At 42.1% G+C, this 16,577-nt stretch carries 15 protein-coding genes; 12 read left to right on the top strand and 3 right to left on the bottom strand.

Annotated elements, in window-relative coordinates; genetic code table 11:
* Positions 1 to 73: 73 nt before the first annotated feature.
* Positions 74 to 904 carry a late competence protein ComER gene (gene comER / locus J7J00_RS08570; protein WP_286201238.1) on the bottom strand — a complete coding sequence of 277 codons (831 nt, stop codon included), beginning with the start codon at positions 902 to 904 and terminating at the stop codon, positions 74 to 76.
* A 110-nt stretch (positions 905 to 1,014) separates the two neighbouring features.
* Between comER and J7J00_RS08565 the strand changes: the two genes are divergently transcribed.
* The 3 genes from J7J00_RS08565 (at position 1,015) to J7J00_RS08555 (ending at position 4,620) form a co-directional block, all read left to right on the top strand.
* Positions 1,015 to 1,650 carry a helix-hairpin-helix domain-containing protein gene (locus tag J7J00_RS08565; RefSeq protein ID WP_214789841.1) on the top strand — a complete coding sequence of 212 codons (636 nt, stop codon included), beginning with the start codon at positions 1,015 to 1,017 and terminating at the stop codon, positions 1,648 to 1,650.
* Positions 1,651 to 1,734: 84 nt separating this feature from the next.
* Positions 1,735 to 2,295: a ComE operon protein 2 gene (locus J7J00_RS08560; protein WP_214789839.1), complete on the top strand. Its 561-nt coding sequence runs from the start codon at positions 1,735 to 1,737 to the stop codon at positions 2,293 to 2,295.
* Between the two features lie 18 nt (positions 2,296 to 2,313).
* A complete protein-coding gene (locus J7J00_RS08555) occupies positions 2,314 to 4,620 on the top strand; it encodes a DNA internalization-related competence protein ComEC/Rec2 (protein WP_214789837.1) in 2,307 nt (768 codons plus the stop codon).
* A gap of 76 nt (positions 4,621 to 4,696) precedes the next feature.
* Here J7J00_RS08555 and J7J00_RS08550 read toward each other — a convergent pair whose 3' ends face one another.
* On the bottom strand, positions 4,697 to 4,831 hold the full coding sequence (locus J7J00_RS08550) for a YqzM family protein (RefSeq protein WP_034308559.1): 135 nt from the start codon (positions 4,829 to 4,831) through the stop codon (positions 4,697 to 4,699).
* A 342-nt stretch (positions 4,832 to 5,173) separates the two neighbouring features.
* Here J7J00_RS08550 and holA point away from each other — a divergent pair, with 342 nt between their 5' ends.
* The gene (holA, locus tag J7J00_RS08545; RefSeq protein WP_214789971.1) at positions 5,174 to 6,187 is read left to right on the top strand and encodes a DNA polymerase III subunit delta; all 1,014 of its coding nucleotides are present in this window, start codon (positions 5,174 to 5,176) and stop codon (positions 6,185 to 6,187) included.
* 88 nt (positions 6,188 to 6,275) lie between these two features.
* Here the strand turns inward: holA and rpsT are convergent, their stop codons facing one another.
* Positions 6,276 to 6,542 carry a 30S ribosomal protein S20 gene (gene rpsT, locus J7J00_RS08540; RefSeq protein ID WP_034308554.1) on the bottom strand — a complete coding sequence of 89 codons (267 nt, stop codon included), beginning with the start codon at positions 6,540 to 6,542 and terminating at the stop codon, positions 6,276 to 6,278.
* 274 nt (positions 6,543 to 6,816) lie between these two features.
* Between rpsT and gpr the strand changes: the two genes are divergently transcribed.
* The 8 genes from gpr to dnaK all read left to right on the top strand — a co-directional run bounded on the left by gpr (position 6,817) and on the right by dnaK (position 16,532).
* The gene (gene gpr, locus J7J00_RS08535) at positions 6,817 to 7,935 is read left to right on the top strand and encodes a GPR endopeptidase (protein WP_214789835.1); all 1,119 of its coding nucleotides are present in this window, start codon (positions 6,817 to 6,819) and stop codon (positions 7,933 to 7,935) included.
* An 86-nt stretch (positions 7,936 to 8,021) separates the two neighbouring features.
* Positions 8,022 to 9,221 carry a stage II sporulation protein P gene (gene spoIIP, locus J7J00_RS08530; RefSeq protein WP_214789833.1) on the top strand — a complete coding sequence of 400 codons (1,200 nt, stop codon included), beginning with the start codon at positions 8,022 to 8,024 and terminating at the stop codon, positions 9,219 to 9,221.
* A 21-nt stretch (positions 9,222 to 9,242) separates the two neighbouring features.
* The gene (locus J7J00_RS08525) at positions 9,243 to 9,566 is read left to right on the top strand and encodes a YqxA family protein (protein WP_098369759.1); all 324 of its coding nucleotides are present in this window, start codon (positions 9,243 to 9,245) and stop codon (positions 9,564 to 9,566) included.
* 176 nt (positions 9,567 to 9,742) lie between these two features.
* Complete coding sequence (gene lepA, locus J7J00_RS08520; protein WP_214789831.1) at positions 9,743 to 11,578, top strand: translation elongation factor 4; 1,836 nt, start codon at positions 9,743 to 9,745, stop codon at positions 11,576 to 11,578.
* Between the two features lie 89 nt (positions 11,579 to 11,667).
* A complete protein-coding gene (gene hemW / locus J7J00_RS08515) occupies positions 11,668 to 12,819 on the top strand; it encodes a radical SAM family heme chaperone HemW (RefSeq protein WP_214789829.1) in 1,152 nt (383 codons plus the stop codon).
* A gap of 124 nt (positions 12,820 to 12,943) precedes the next feature.
* Positions 12,944 to 13,972 (top strand): heat-inducible transcriptional repressor HrcA, encoded by a 1,029-nt coding sequence (gene hrcA, locus J7J00_RS08510; protein ID WP_076365204.1) that lies wholly within the window; start codon positions 12,944 to 12,946, stop codon positions 13,970 to 13,972.
* Positions 13,973 to 14,071: 99 nt separating this feature from the next.
* A complete protein-coding gene (grpE, locus tag J7J00_RS08505; RefSeq protein WP_214789827.1) occupies positions 14,072 to 14,662 on the top strand; it encodes a nucleotide exchange factor GrpE in 591 nt (196 codons plus the stop codon).
* 37 nt (positions 14,663 to 14,699) lie between these two features.
* Complete coding sequence (dnaK, locus tag J7J00_RS08500) at positions 14,700 to 16,532, top strand: molecular chaperone DnaK (protein ID WP_098369764.1); 1,833 nt, start codon at positions 14,700 to 14,702, stop codon at positions 16,530 to 16,532.
* The last annotated feature ends 45 nt before the right edge of the window (positions 16,533 to 16,577 follow it).

Raw genomic sequence — 16,577 nt, 5'->3', positions numbered from 1 at the left:
TCTGTACGAGCGGAGGTCTGACCTCTTCTTTTTTTATACTTTTAAAAGGAGTTAAAGATATTGATTACGAATATTAATAAGGTTGGCCGAACTGCTTTTCAACTTCGTGAAGATCCTCAGCAAACTTTTCATGTGTCGCTTGAAAAAGATGATGGAACATTTCCCCGGTTTCAGCTTCTAAAACCTTGATCCCCTCACCTGTTATTCCACCCTTTACACAAACCTTTTCCTGTAAGGTCGGCAATGTATAAACCCCTTTACCAAGCAGTTCCCCTAAGCCAACAAGCATATTCTCAGTCAAAGTCGTAGCCGTTTCTTTATCTATCTTCGTCGTTTGGCAAGCCGCGTCAATAAAAGCTTGAGCTAAATAGCTGAAAAAGGCAGGACCGCAGCTGACGATATCGGAAGATACCCGGGTGATATCATTTTCAATGATGACCGGTGCCGATATGGCGGAGGCCAAATCAAATAAAGCTGATACTTTCTCCTTACTGCAGCTCTTGCTGAAACTCAGTAGCGATACCCCTGAACCCACACGGTTCGTTATGCTCGGGATAAAACGGGCACAAGGGGCATTCACGGCGGATTCAAGCTGGGAAACTGAAAGCGGGCTTGTGATGGAAATAACCAGCTGATCCCTTTTTATATGATGTTTGATGCCCTGTAATAGGCTGTTAATTTGCAATGGTTTTACACAGAGAAAGATAAAGTCCGCTTGTTGGACGATTTCGGCTGCGCTTTCCGCAACCTTGATACCAGGGTGTTTTTCTTTCAGCACCAATGCTTTGGAAAGCGTGCGATTTGTAATGATTAGATCCGCCGGATTCAATATTTTTGCCTCTAGCCATGCCTCGATTAAAATGGTACCCATATTTCCGGTTCCGATAACACCGATTTTCTTCAATTCCGATCAACTCCTCTCACTTAAAGCGATTGATTCTCCTAGAAACACTATGTATTTTTAATCTGTCCTATGACAATGTATCGTGCGAAATCCAACAAGGAGGTAAAGAAATGGAAGGGATTTTTAAAAGAAAATTGACGATTATAACCGTTGCCGTGGCATTTGTGGCAGCGGGCATTTACTTTTTTTTGCAACATGGGGAGGATCCGGCTGATACGGAAGATATATTTTCCATTACTGCAAAAGAAGCTGAAATTAAACAAAGTGAAGATGAAACGCCTGCCGAACCTAAGATCATTAAAGTGGACGTTAAAGGAGCGGTCAAGTCCCCAGGCATATTCACTGCACAGGCAGGTGACCGGGTGATCGATTTGATTTCGGCTGCGGGCAGTTTTACGGAGAAGGCTGATAAGGATAAAGTGAATTTTGCCCAAATCGTCGAAGACCAAATGGTCATTTATGTTCCGGAAATAGGTGAAGAAGACGAGGGGAAGTTGGAGAATATACAGGTCGGGTCAACTGTTGATGCTGTTTCAGGGGGGAAATCAGGAGGACTGGTGAACTTGAATAAAGCTACACAGGAAGATTTGGAAACCTTGACGGGAATTGGACCATCCAAAGCGAATGCGATCCTGGAATACAGGGAAACGGTAGGGAAATTCAAGGAGGTCGATGACTTGAAGAAGGTAACGGGAATCGGCGATAAAACGTTTGAAAGGTTACGGGATTCCATTTCGGTGAAATGAATGATTGAATATGCTACACAAATGGCCAGGAAGAAGGTAAAATTGAAGAAAATCATTCTAGTGGTAAGGGGATAGGGATAGAACATGAACAGAATTAGTTGGGATCAATATTTCATGGCGCAAAGCCATTTATTAGCTTTAAGAAGCACATGTACACGTCTCACTGTAGGGGCGACCATCGTCAGGGACAACCGAATCATTGCGGGGGGATATAATGGGTCCATCGCGGGAGGGACGCATTGTATTGATGAGGGCTGTTATGTAATTGATAATCATTGTGTCAGAACGATACATGCAGAAATGAATGCACTTTTACAATGTGCGAAATTTGGGGTACCTACTGATCGGGCAGAAATATATGTGACGCATTTTCCGTGTCTTCAGTGCTGTAAATCACTCATCCAAGCTGGCATAAAGGCTGTTTATTATGCAGAGGATTACAAAAATCATCCATATGCCCTGGAATTATTCAAACAGGCTGGTGTCAAGACCGAGAAGGTTGAAGCAAAAGGGGCCATCGATGTTAATGGAAAACAAAAAAAGGACTTTGTATTTTCATTACTGGCTCAACTTGAACGATCAGACTTGGGAAAAGAAGATTTATTGGAGTTGGAAAAGCAGGCCAATCAAATATTTGAAAATTAAATAAGACGGGGGGCAGGCATGGCTAGACATCTTATTTTACTAGCTGTTTCGGCTACATTTGGTGTTACGGCCCATTCTTTTTTAAATGTAAGGCTGCTGATCATTATCCTTATTTTTCTCTGTTTCCTCTATTTTTCGGTGGGGTTAAGCGTGAAGGCCCTTAGTTTTCATTTGGTGATCATGGGGATATTTATAGGGGCCGCCTCCTTCTCCGATCACCGAAACAAAACTGCCTATCATGGAACGGAAAGCCGATTTATCATCACTTTTACCGACCAACCGAATATAGATGGAAATTCATTAAAAGGATTCGTGCGCGGTGAGAAAGGTGAACGGCTAGTGCTTCGTTATAAAATCACAACCGAATTGGAACAGGAAAAGCTGAGTCGGTTTCTGCGAATCGGTTTATCATGTCCGGCAGAAGGGACATTGCAAATTCCCGACAAAAACAGGAACGAAAACAGTTTCGATTACCAGCGTTATCTTTTCCGCCATGGGATCCATTGGATATTCAAAGCGGATTCCATTTCATTTGAAGCATGCAAAAAGGCTGGAAACTCGATTCCAGTTTTGATTCGTAATTGGCGCCTGAAGGGGATTACGTATATTAGGGAACACTTTCCGGAAGAATCGAGCGGTTTTGTCACAGCTCTCATATTCGGCGACCAGTCATATATAGATGAAGGCGACCTTACTAATTATCAGCGGTTGGGTCTGGTTCATTTACTGGCGATTTCCGGTCTCCATGTCAGTTTTTTAACGGGGATGTTATTTTACTTCGGCATCAGGGTTGGGATTACACGGGAAAGAATGATGGTGGCCATCTTAATCTTCCTTCCGGTTTACATGTTACTATCAGGTGCCAGTCCATCTGTGGTGAGATCCTGTTTAATGGCTATGCTTTTATTTCTGCTCCTGCTATTCAAGAAGCGGATCTCGGCGGGTGCCGCAATCGGATCGTCCTATATGGCATTATTGTTTTTTCGGCCTAATATGATCTATGATATAGGTTTTCAGCTTTCATTCGCAGTCACTTTCTCCATTATCATGTCTTCAAGCATTTTCTTACAATATCCTAAGAAAATAACGCAACTATTCATCATCAGTTCCATCTGCCAATTGGCAGCCCTTCCGATTTTGCTTTTTCACTTTTTTGAAGTATCCTTTCTTGGCGTGTTTCTAAACGTATTGTATGTTCCGCTTTATTCCATCATATTGCTGCCGCTTTCACTGATTTCCCTCCTTATTCATTTATTACTGCCTCCCTTGGGGCAACCCCTCATATCATTATTGAATTTCACATTCGTACTCTGCAATAAAGCCGCTGATGCAGCATCGGATTTGCCGCTGGCTTCCATTCCGTTTGGAAAACCATCTTTCATCATGATGGCATTACTTGTGATTTCCCATTTAGGGTTATACCTGACTTGGGATGTATCCTTTGAAAAAAGTAAAATCTGGTGCGGAATAATGATTGTCCTTTTGCTTTTTCAATATAATTTACAAAGATTCTCTCCTTTTGGTGAAGTGCAGATCATCGACGTTGGACAAGGTGACTCCATTTTAATTGTCCTGCCGTTCAATCGCGGCAATTATTTAATCGATACGGGTGGGCAAATTACATTTCCAATCGACACGTGGGCAAAAAAGCGAAAGAAGTTCAACACCGCGGATGATATCATTATTCCATTATTGAAAAGTAAGGGGATCCACCAATTGGACAAACTCATATTAACCCATCCGGATGCAGATCATATGGGAAGTGCAAAAGAATTGATTGAAAATTTTAATGTTGGGGAGATCATCATTGGAGGCTGGAGTGAAGAGCAATATAGGGATATGGATTTTGTGTCCATGGCAAGAGATAAAAAAATGAAAATGACTGTCCTGAGAAGGGGGGACCATTGGGTGGCGGGCGGAGCGCCGTTTGCTGTGCTAAGTCCATATGGGAAAGAAGAAAATAAGAATGATTCATCCATAGTACTATTCACGGAGCTTGGGGGATTGTCATGGTTATTAACCGGTGATTTGGGAGAAGAAGGGGAAAAGGAACTATTGAGCACATTTCCGCAGTTGCATGCGGATATCTTGAAGGTTGGACACCATGGCAGTAAAACTTCTTCTTCCATGGCCTTCCTTGAACAGATACAGCCGAAAGCGGCGCTTATTTCAGTTGGAAAAGATAATGGCTACGGTCACCCTCATGGAGACGTAATTGGGAATCTTGAGACAAATGGCATAAAGGTGTTCAGGACAGACGAGGATGGTTCTATTATTTACAAGTATTACAAAAGCAGTGGAACCTTTCGGAAGACACTCCCATAGTATGTAGTAAATCAAAAAGAAAGAGACTGCAGCGGCAGCCTCCATCAGGAAAAATAAGTGCATGTAGTTAAAGAAATCAGGATCCGACAGCTTTAATGACGACAGCTATGGTGAACATGGCAGCGAAAAATACAAAAGAACCGATGAATCCTATAGCGGAATCAGCGACGTCATCTGTTTTTGACTGAACATTCTTTTCGAATTCGTTCATTATTTACCCCTCCTATTTCTGCTAATAGTATAAAACATTACCAAAAAAAAATCTACAGGCTTCATTCCTTCATTTCCTTTACTGACAAGAGTTGACACAAATAGTTTGGGGTTTTGAGGTCAAAATATAAGTACAAACAAAGTAAGCGAAAGAGAAAAGCTCATTTTTTGTTCTACATGAATACTCTACCCGCTTTCAAGGGAGATTACCCGGGCCTTTCTTGAAAGTGTTCATATAGATCCGGAACTAGCTCTTTTTAGGGCTAGTTCCCTTTATAGCTTGTCAAATGGTCCATCCACCTATACCATTAGAGAAGAATACATAGTAAAGAGGCGGATTCTATTGGTATTAGACGTTTGGAAAAGTATAAAAAAAGGGCAATTCGCGCCAGTATACTTGTTATATGGGACAGAAGCCTATCTAATTAATGAAACGAAGCAGCTATTGATCGAAAATGTCCTTCACGAAGATGAGATGGATTTTAACTTTGCTCAATTTGATTTAGAAGAGACGCCTGTTGAAACTGCGCTTGAAGATGTCGAAACACTCCCGTTTATTGGGGAAAGGCGCCTTGTTTTCATGCAAAACCCATTTTTTTTGACAGCTGAAAAAACGAAGTCAAGAGTTGAACATAATGTGAAAAGACTGGAAGCGTATTTGGCTGACCCGGTCCCTTATTCTATTGTCGTATTGACCGCACCTTATGAGAAACTGGATGAACGGAAAAAAATCACCAAGGAACTGAAGCGTAAGGCGGTTCTCGTTGAAGCGAAGAAGCTTGGTGAGCATGAGTTGAAGGGGTGGGTGAAGGAGAGGGTCGAAGCTTCTTCAGTCCAGATAGATGACCAGGCAACAGAGCTTTTACTTGAACTTGCAGGAACGAACCTGATGATGCTGACGAATGAACTGGATAAAATGGTGCTTTATGCGGAAGCTGATAAACACATTACGGTCGAGATAGTGGAAAAGCTGGTCGCTAAATCCCTTGAACAGAATATCTTCACGCTTGTTGATCATGTGTTACAGCGAAAGATGGAGAGTGCCATGTCGATACTGCACGATCTTCTCAGGCAGAATGAAGAGCCCATCAAGATCTTGAGTGTCATTGCAGGTCAGGTCAGGCTCATGTATCAAGTGAAGGAGCTTTCCCGTCAAGGCTATAGCCAGCAAAAAATTGCGGGTCAACTGAAGGTGCACCCTTACCGGGTAAAGCTGGCACTTGAAAAAACGGGGAAATTCCAGGAACGCGAGCTGTTGAGCATCATGAACAACTTAGCGGAAGCGGATTATAAAATGAAGACCGGCCAAGCAGATAAGGCAATCACGCTTGAGTTGCTGCTTTTGAAAATTAGATGATAAAAAAGGTGGCAGATATCCTGTCATCTTTTTTATGCAAAAAACGGCACAAAAAAAACGATCCAATTGGATCGTTTTTTTTTTGTCATTATGCGTTAAGAGCGTTAAGTCTTTTCGCTAAACGAGATTTTTTACGGGCTGCCGCATTTTTATGGATTAATCCTTTAGATGCAGCTTTGTCTAATTTCACAGCAGCTGTTAAAAGAGCTTCTTTAGCAGCTTCAACGTTTTCACCAGCTAATGCAACTTCAGCGTTTTTCACTGTAGTACGCATAGTTGATCTAACAGTAATGTTATGAACGCGTTTTTTGTCGTTAATTTTCACACGTTTAATAGCAGATTTAATGTTTGGCATTCCGTTCACCTCCTACAAAGAAATCGAGATTATATGAACTCGACTTTTCAAATCCATATCAAATAGCACAAGTGATATTCTATCAGATTGCCCATAAATATGCAATACTTCAGATTGAGAATCGAAAAGAATTATAATTTCGGGAATAAATTCATCTCGTCATCACTCATTGTACCAAAAAAATGAATAATAAAAAAGCAAAAATGACAGAATGTTTAAGAGAGACTATTGAAAATACTAGATTAGATACAATTCAAAACATCAGGAGGCCGTTATGGAAAATAAATTGGACCTTAGTAAATACGGAATTCGTACAGATTTGGCCATAGAGGCAAAGGAAATTGCCCTTGAACATAAAGGTGTTGTAGAGGAAGTTGATGTATCCCGTATCGAAGGGGTCATTATTAAGGAAAAAGAAGTGGATGATCTGAAGGTATCCTTTGTCGAGGTCACGGCTGAGGGTGAAAAAGAAATCGGTAAGAAACAGGGCAGTTATTTGACCATCGAAGTGCAGGGCATCCGCCAGCAAGATACGGAAACGCAGCAACGGGTGGAAAAGGTGTTCGCCAACGAACTGGCTTACTTCTTGAAACGGAATAAAATCACCAAAGAAAGCAGTTGTTTGGTTGTAGGTCTTGGTAATTGGAATGTTACTCCCGATGCTCTGGGACCAGCAGTCGTTGAGAACCTTGTAGTCACAAGACATTTGTTCGAATTGCAGCCGGAGTCCGTCAAGGAAGGCTATCGGCCGGTCAGTGCGATTTCCCCCGGAGTGATGGGGATTACGGGAATCGAGACGAGTGACATCATTAAAGGAGTCATCGAAAAAAGTAATCCTGATTTCCTGATCGTCGTTGACGCATTGGCTGCCCGTTCGATCGAACGGGTGAATTCCACGATTCAAATTACGGATACAGGCATCCATCCAGGGTCTGGTGTTGGAAATAAACGAAAAGAATTGAGTCAGGATACACTGGGAGTTCCTGTTATAGCAATTGGAATACCTACCGTCGTGGATGCCGTATCAATTGCCAGCGATACGATAGATTATATTTTGAAGCACTTTGGCAAGGAACTGAATGAAGGGGATAGACCATCACGATCGCTGGCACCCGCTGGATTCAGTTTTGGGAAACGCACGAAGTTGACCGAAGAGGATATGCCAGGTGAAAAGGAGCGCCAAACCTTCTTGGGAATGATAGGTGTCCTCCCTGATGAAGAGAAACGGAAATTGATTTATGAAGTGCTGTCACCGCTTGGTCAAAATTTAATGGTTACACCGAAAGAAGTCGATGTTTTCATTGAGGATATGGCCAATTTAATAGCCAATGGTTTAAATGCAGCCTTGCATCATTCAATAAATCAGGATAACACCGGCTACTACACCCGTTAAATCACTTTCAGTGCCCAAAAATGGTGTTCTACCCTTTCTAGCAAAGTCATAGGTATTAATAGACAAGCTATAGAGAGGGTGGAAGAATGAAAAGAAGAAATTCCCCAGGAATCATAACAGCCGTTCACGGATCAACAATAATAAAAACTTTTCTAGGTATTCTCGCCTTGCTTCTTTTTGTTTTTTCAGTCAGTGGGGTCATGACTTCCCTGAGACCGGAGTATCGGATATCTTCTAATTCCGTACATACTGTAGCCAACCAATTCTCGGGAAAAATGCTGTTCTCGATGCTGGCCAATGAAAACCATTATCTTTTTAATGCCCTGCCGGAAGGTAAGCAGGAATCGGTGATCACGAATCAATTGATTAAAGTCTCGACAAATATTTCACTCGAGGACCCGCGAAGTTTACTTGGCAGGGAACTACCTGGCTTTTCAATTTTTGATAATGAGATCCTCGTTGCTGGGGAAGGAACGAATTATACGAATATGCCATATGAATCCTCGCCGCCGGTAGACGTCCTGAATGAAGAAAGGGATGCATCCCTGCAAAACCTGGATGAGATTGAAGAACCGGAAAAAGGAGCAGCCAATCAGCCAAAACAAACGACCAATGGACGGAAAGTGGTCGAGATTTACCATAGTCATAATCGGGAGTCATATCTTCCATATTTAAAAGGAGTGACAAATCCGGACCTGGCCTACCATTCTAAAATCAATATTACGAAACTCGGTGAACGGATGGTTGAAGATTTGGCTGATAAAGGGATTGGCTCCTCGCTCGATAAAACGGATATCATGGGGAATCTGAATAATAAAGGCTTAAATTTTACCAAATCCTATCAAGAATCCCGAAGGTCTGTTCAGACGGCATTGGCCAATAATAAAGATTTAGAATATCTGATCGATATTCACCGCGATTCAAAGCGGAAAAAAGATACGACAATTACGATCAGAGGTAAAGAGTATGCCAAAATCGCCTTTGTGATCGGTGGTAATAACCCGAACTTTGAAAAAAATGCGGCGCTTGCCAATAAGCTTCATAAAGCATTGGAGAAAAAATACCCAGGTATTTCACGAGGGGTTATGAAACAGGGCGGATCTAGCCATAATGGTATATATAATCAAGATTTATCAGGCAATGCCATGCTTATTGAAGTTGGCGGTGTTGATAATACTTTCGAGGAAATGTACTTGACCGTTGATGCCTTTACCGATGTTTTCAGTGAATTTTACTGGGATGCCAAAGCAGTGAATAACCCAACCGGGGATTCGGAAGCGAAGTAATTTGAAAGGAGTTCTCTTATCATGGTTCGATTTTGGTTGAAATGTACAGGGATCGTGCTCGTATTATTTTTAGGTGTTCTGATTGGGATGCAGCAAGCGAACGACGGGATGAAAAAAATGAAGGGGTATGAAGATCCCTCTTTGAATAGTGCATTCATGATTAACCAATCGGACCAAGGGGAGATGGAAGCGGATATCCTTGGCGAAAAAGTAACAAGTCATGATTTGGAGACGAAAAAAGAAAAACTTGAAGAAATGAAAGCCTTCAACTTTTTTTCATCGATCGGCAAAACGCTGGGAGAGTCCATATCAGGTGCCTTTCAAGCACTAATTGATATGATTTAGGTATGAAATAAGTTGAGTGTACCCTGCCAAAAGGCTGCATCCGAATCCGGAATGCAGCCTTTTTTTATCCTTTGCCCTGCAATGATGCTTCTTTTGTAACTATTCTGTTGAATCTTGCATTTTCTATTGATATAATAAAAAATAGTGTATTGTGTCGACTAGTGGGAGTGAACGTCATGAATAGAGAAGAAAAATTAAAAAGACAATCAAAAATTCGTAACTTTTCCATCATCGCTCATATTGATCATGGTAAATCTACATTGGCGGATCGTATCATTGAAAAAACGAACGCCATGACTCAGCGTGAAATGAAGAGTCAGCTGTTGGATTCCATGGATTTAGAGCGTGAGCGCGGAATTACGATTAAATTGAATGCGATTCAATTGAAATATAACGCGAAAGATGGAGAAGAATATATCTTCCATCTTATTGATACACCGGGACATGTCGATTTTACGTATGAAGTGTCACGAAGCCTTGCAGCGTGTGAAGGCGCTGTCCTTGTTGTCGATGCGGCACAGGGTATTGAGGCCCAAACGCTTGCAAACGTGTATTTAGCTTTGGACAACAACCTTGAAATCATTCCGGTCATCAATAAAATTGATTTGCCGAGTGCAGATCCGGAACGGGTGCGTGGAGAAATCGAGGAAGTGATCGGATTGGATGCTTCCGATGCAGTCTTGGCTTCGGCTAAAGCCGGAATCGGAATCGAGGAGATTTTGGAACAGGTCGTTGAGTTGGTTCCAGCTCCACAAGGTGATCCAGATGCTCCTTTCAAGGCGCTTATTTTTGATTCACTGTTTGATGCGTACCGCGGTGTAGTTGCCTATATCCGTGTTGTCGAGGGTTCCGTTAAAGTGGGCGACAAAATCAAAATGATGTCCACAGGCAAGGAATTCGATGTTACCGAATTGGGTGTCTTCAACCCTAAGACCCAGCTGTTGGATGAACTGAACGTCGGTGACGTAGGTTTCCTTACGGCATCCATTAAAAACGTTGGTGATACGACTGTTGGTGATACGATTACAGGTGCCGTGAACAGTGCGACAGAACCATTGCCGGGTTACAGGAAGATGAATCCGATGGTATATTGCGGTTTATACCCAATTGACGCATCGAAATTCAATGATTTACGGGATGCATTGGAAAAATTGGAATTGAACGATTCAGCGCTTCAGTTCGAAGCGGAATCATCGCAAGCATTGGGCTTCGGTTTCCGTTGCGGATTCCTTGGACTCCTTCATATGGAAATTATCCAGGAACGGATTGAACGTGAATTCAAAATCGATCTGATCACCACTGCACCTAGTGTTATTTATGATGTGGTCCAAACAGACGGTGCGGTCCTGAAAGTGGATAACCCGTCCAATATGCCTGATGCTCAAAAGATCGAACGGGTCGAGGAGCCATATGTAAAAGCAACGATGATGGCACCGACTGAGTTTGTTGGGACGATTATGGAAATCTGTCAAAATAAACGCGGTAACTTCATTGATATGGAATATATCGATGAGACTCGTGTGAGCATTCATTACGAAATTCCATTATCGGAAATCGTGTATGATTTCTTCGATCAATTGAAATCCAATACAAGAGGCTATGCTTCATTCGATTATGAGTTGATCGGCTACAAACCGTCCAAGCTTGTGAAGATGGATATCTTATTGAATGCTGAAACTGTCGATGCTTTAAGTTTCATCGTTCATAAGGACTTTGCTTATGAACGCGGTAAAGTCATTGTTGAAAAATTGAAGAAGCTGATTCCAAGACAACAATTTGAAGTGCCGATCCAAGCGGCAATAGGGCAAAAAATCATAGCCCGTTCTTCGATTAGTGCAATGCGCAAAAACGTATTGGCTAAATGTTACGGCGGCGATATTTCCCGTAAACGTAAGTTGCTCGAAAAACAGAAAGAAGGTAAAAAGCGGATGAAACAAGTAGGTTCAGTTGAAGTTCCGCAAGAAGCTTTCATGGCTGTTTTGAAAATGGATGACACGACACCCAAAAAATAAATAAAATAAACGATAGTTAGAAAAAAGAGGGTAGAGAAGATCTAGCCTCTTTTTCTATCGACTCATTCGATTAAAAGGTTGTGAACACAATGATCAAAAGCGCCTACCTCCATATACCATTTTGTGAACATATTTGTCATTATTGTGATTTCAATAAAGTATTTTTGCAGGGACAGCCGGTCGACGAATATTTACAGATGATGAAAAGGGAAATGGAGATGCAGCTTTCCAAATACCCGACTGCAGGTTTGGATACGGTTTTTGTCGGTGGAGGGACACCGACCTCTCTAGATGAAAAGCAGCTTGCATTCTTATGTGAAGCAATCAATGAAAACCTGCCCTTTGATCCTAAAAAGGCTGAATATACATTCGAAGCCAATCCAGGGGATCTTTCGAGGGAAAAACTCGAGATACTTTATGATTCGGGGGTCAATAGACTTAGCTTTGGAGTGCAAAGCTTCAATGATGAATTATTAAAACGAATTGGCCGGACTCACCGGGCTCTAGAAGTATATGAAACGATTCATTTGGCTCAAGAGGTTGGCTTTACGAATATAAGCATTGACTTGATTTATGGATTGCCGGGCCAAACGATGGAAGATTTCAAGGATACGCTGGATAAAGCGATTGCCCTTCAATTGCCGCACTATTCCAGCTACTCGTTGATCGTTGAGCCGAAGACGGTTTTTTATAATCAGATGCGAAGGGGTAAATTAAACCTGCCGCCGCAGGAGCTCGAGGCTTCGATGTATGAGAGGCTGATGGAAGAGATGGAGAAGCATGGTATCCACCAATATGAAATCAGTAATTTTGCCCGAGCTGGGTTTGAAAGCAGGCACAACCTGACATATTGGGATAATGTGGAGTATTATGGGATTGGTGCAGGTGCACATGGCTATACTGGAGGTAAAAGGGTGGCCAATCATGGACCTGTGAAGAAATATATCACGCCATTGCTGGTGAACGAGCTGCCTGTGTTGGAAGAACACCCGGTACCGCTTCATGAACGGATGGAAGAGGAGATGTTTTTGGGGCTCCGGAAAACGGAAGGAGTCTCATTGGAAATCTTTAAGAATAAATTTTTTGTTGAAATGACGGAGATTTTCAGGAAACCGCTCGAAGAAGGGTCGGTAAAGGGTCTGCTAAAGGTGGAAGACGGGTTTGTGCGCTTGACTGAGCGGGGCAAACTGCTTGGAAATGAAGTGTTCCAATCATTTTTAGGCGTTATTGATTCCGACTGAAGGAAATCTATGTTATTTTAACGATGAATTAGCGGTTTTCATTGTTGACATCATAAGCTTCATTTGATAATTTATTAGTATATTAGCACTCGATGAGACAGAGTGCTAACAGAGGTGATCATACATGCTAACTGATCGTCAATTATTGATTCTACAAGTGATAATCGAGGATTTCATCCATTCTGCCCAGCCAGTCGGGTCACGAAGCTTGTCGAAGAAAGATGAAATTACGTTCAGCTCTGCCACAATTCGCAACGAAATGTCTGATCTAGAAGAAATGGGATTTTTAGAAAAAACCCATACTTCTTCCGGTAGGATCCCTTCTGAAAAAGGGTATAGATATTATGTGGATCATTTACTTTCTCCTCAAGCTCCGAAAAAGAATGAAATGAAGATATTAAAATCCGTTTTTGTAGAACGAATTTATGAATTGGAAAAGATCGTTCAGAAGTCAGCGAAGATACTTTCGGAACTGACGAATTATACGGCGATTGTACTCGGGCCAAAAGTGAATGAGCATAAGCTGAAAAAAATTCAGATCATTCCTTTAAGTCCTGAAACGGCAATAGCCATCATTATTACGGATACAGGTCATGTGGAAAATCGAATGATTTCCTTACCGCCTTCTTTTGATATAAACGAAATTGAAAAGATGGTAAACATATTGAATTCCCGCTTGGTCGATGTTCCGCTAGTTGATCTAAAGGATAAGATCTATAAGGAAGTTGCAGTTCTATTGAGCCGCCACATTCATAACTATGGATCGATGGTCTCGATCCTTGCGGAGACCCTGACGGACACAAAGCCCGAAAAAATATTTTTCGGCGGGAAAACGAATATGCTGAGGCAGCCGGAGTTCCATGATATAGCCAAAGTAAGCACGCTTTTATCGATGATTGAGCAGGAACAGGGATTTTATGAACTTATTACCCAAAATCCATCGGGCATCCACGTCAAGATCGGCCGTGAAAATCAAAACACAGTGCTCGATGACTGCAGTTTGATTACGGCAACCTACTCAATCGGGCAGGAGCAAGTTGGCACATTGGCCATATTGGGTCCAACGAGAATGGAATATTCGAGAGTGATCAGTTTGCTTTCGTTTTTCTCGAAAGATTTAACGGCCCTGATGACAAAACTGTATCAAAAATAGTAGCAAAGGTAATATTGTTAAGGTGGCGGAGGAGTATTTTCCGCGGCCTGGCATATTACTTTAGCATAAATTGTATTACCCTTTTAGGGAGGTGAGATTGTGACAGAAAATAAAAACGAAGAACAAACATTGGAAAATGAAACAATCGAGGAAAGCGCTGCAGAAGCAGTTTTCGCTGAAGAAGAAATTCCAGCGGAAGAAAACCATGGTCAGGTTGAAAAAGATGAACTTCAATTGGCTCATGAAAAGATTGCCGAACTTGAGGCGAAAATCGAAGAAATGGATAACCGTTATCTTCGTCTGCAGGCCGATTTTGATAATTCAAGACGCCGTGCCAAGCTTGACATGGAGGCGGCTCAAAAATATAGAGTTCAAAGTATTGCTAGTGATTTGGTGGAGGCTCTTGATAATTTTGAAAGAGCTACAAAAATCGAAGCGGATAATGAACAGACAAAATCCTTGCTATCCGGCATGGAAATGGTCTATAAAGCGATTACTGATGCATTGACTAAAGAAGGCATCGAACCGATCAGTTCGGTTGGCGAAGAGTTCGATCCGCGTTTGCATCAAGCGGTCATGCAAGTTCAAGATGAAAACTTCGGTTCGAACATCGTCGTCGAGGAATTCCAAAAAGGATACATCCTTAAAGACCGTGTGATTCGACCTGCAATGGTAAAAGTGAACGAATAAGATTTTTACATATAAATAATTGGGAGGTAGTGAAACTATGAGCAAGATTATTGGTATTGACTTAGGTACAACAAACTCTTGTGTATCTGTACTTGAAGGCGGGGAACCAAAAGTAATCCCGAATCCAGAAGGAAACCGTACAACTCCATCCGTAGTGGCATTCAAAAATGGAGAAAGGCAAGTAGGGGAAGTGGCGAAACGCCAAGCGATTACAAACCCTAACACGATCATTTCCATTAAACGCCATATGGGTACCAACCATAAAGAAGTAATTGAAGGAAAAGAATACTCACCTCAAGAAGTTTCTGCAATCATCCTTCAATACTTGAAATCATACGCTGAAGAGTATCTTGGCGAAAAAGTTACTAAAGCGGTTATCACTGTTCCTGCTTACTTCAATGATGCAGAACGCCAAGCAACTAAGGATGCTGGTCAAATTGCCGGCCTTGAAGTGGAACGTATCATCAACGAACCGACAGCTGCAGCTCTTGCATACGGTTTGGATAAAACGGAAGAAGATCAAACGATCCTTGTATTCGACCTTGGCGGCGGTACATTTGACGTTTCGATCATGGAACTTGGAGACGGCGTTTTCGAAGTTAAGTCCACAGCTGGTGACAACCGTCTAGGTGGGGATGATTTCGACCAAGTCATCATCGATTATCTAGTTGAAGCATTCAAGAAAGAAAACGGAATCGACCTTTCAAAAGATAAAATGGCGGTTCAACGTTTGAAAGATGCAGCTGAAAAAGCGAAAAAAGATCTTTCCGGCGTAACTTCAACCCAAATTTCTTTACCGTTCATCACTGCAGGAGAAGCTGGCCCGCTTCACTTGGATGTAACGATGACTAGAGCTAAATTCGATGAGCTTTCTACAGGACTTGTGGAACGTACTATGGGACCAACTCGTCAAGCATTGAAAGATGCTGGTCTTTCAGCATCTGAAATCGACAAAGTAATCCTTGTTGGTGGATCTACACGTATTCCTGCGGTTGTTGAAGCGATCAAAAAGGAAATCGGTCAAGAACCAAGCAAAGGTGTAAACCCTGATGAAGTAGTGGCTATGGGTGCTGCAATTCAAGGTGGCGTATTGACAGGGGATGTTAAAGACGTTGTCCTTCTTGATGTAACACCACTTTCACTTGGAATTGAAACGATGGGCGGAGTATTTACGAAATTGATTGACCGTAATACTACGATTCCGACAAGTAAATCACAAGTATTCTCGACAGCGGCTGATAATCAAACGGCAGTTGATATCCATGTCCTTCAAGGTGAGCGTCCAATGTCAGCGGATAACAAAACTCTTGGTCGTTTCCAATTGAGTGACATTCCACCGGCACCGCGTGGAGTTCCACAAGTTGAAGTGACATTCGATATTGATAAAAACGGTATCGTGAACGTTCGTGCGAAAGATCTTGGTACGAACAAAGAACAAGCGATCACCATTAAATCATCTTCAGGACTTTCTGATGAAGAGATCGAACGCATGGTACGTGAAGCGGAAGAAAATGCCGATAGCGATAAACAACGTAAAGAAGAAGTCGAACTTCGTAACGAAGCTGACCAATTAGTTTTCCAAACGGAAAAAACGCTTAAAGATCTAGAAGGTAAAGTGGACGAAGCGGAAGTAACAAAAGCGAATGAAGCGAAGGATGAACTGAAAGCTGCAATCGAGAAAAATGAGCTTGAAGAAATCCGCGTGAAAAAAGATGCGCTTAACGAAATCGTTCAAGCTTTGACTATGAAGCTTTATGAAGAAGCAGCAAAAGCTCAGCAAGCTGGCGAAGCCGGTGCTGGCGAGTCTGCTAAAGACGATAATGTGGTTGATGCTGAATACACGGAAGTTAACGAAGAAGAGAAAAAATAAATAGTGGCCCAATCGGGACACTGATATATTGGGCAGTATTTCTGC

This window comes from Bacillus sp. ISL-4, assembly GCF_018613275.1.
Taxonomy (GTDB): Bacteria; Bacillota; Bacilli; order Bacillales; family DSM-1321; genus Peribacillus; species Peribacillus simplex_E.
Note: the sequence above shows the minus strand (reverse complement) of the source record. Positions and strands in the feature narration are given on the sequence as shown.

Coding starts and splice junctions, on each gene's coding strand:
- dnaK (WP_098369764.1), top strand. CDS start 14,700: ATGAGCAAGATTATTGGTATTGACTTAGGTACAACAAACTCTTGTGTA.
- J7J00_RS08560 (WP_214789839.1), top strand. CDS start 1,735: ATGAACAGAATTAGTTGGGATCAATATTTCATGGCGCAAAGCCATTTA.
- J7J00_RS08565 (WP_214789841.1), top strand. CDS start 1,015: ATGGAAGGGATTTTTAAAAGAAAATTGACGATTATAACCGTTGCCGTG.
- J7J00_RS08525 (WP_098369759.1), top strand. CDS start 9,243: ATGGTTCGATTTTGGTTGAAATGTACAGGGATCGTGCTCGTATTATTT.
- gpr (WP_214789835.1), top strand. CDS start 6,817: ATGGAAAATAAATTGGACCTTAGTAAATACGGAATTCGTACAGATTTG.
- spoIIP (WP_214789833.1), top strand. CDS start 8,022: ATGAAAAGAAGAAATTCCCCAGGAATCATAACAGCCGTTCACGGATCA.
- hemW (WP_214789829.1), top strand. CDS start 11,668: ATGATCAAAAGCGCCTACCTCCATATACCATTTTGTGAACATATTTGT.
- rpsT (WP_034308554.1), bottom strand. CDS start 6,542: ATGCCAAACATTAAATCTGCTATTAAACGTGTGAAAATTAACGACAAA.
- J7J00_RS08550 (WP_034308559.1), bottom strand. CDS start 4,831: ATGAACGAATTCGAAAAGAATGTTCAGTCAAAAACAGATGACGTCGCT.
- hrcA (WP_076365204.1), top strand. CDS start 12,944: ATGCTAACTGATCGTCAATTATTGATTCTACAAGTGATAATCGAGGAT.
- lepA (WP_214789831.1), top strand. CDS start 9,743: ATGAATAGAGAAGAAAAATTAAAAAGACAATCAAAAATTCGTAACTTT.
- J7J00_RS08555 (WP_214789837.1), top strand. CDS start 2,314: ATGGCTAGACATCTTATTTTACTAGCTGTTTCGGCTACATTTGGTGTT.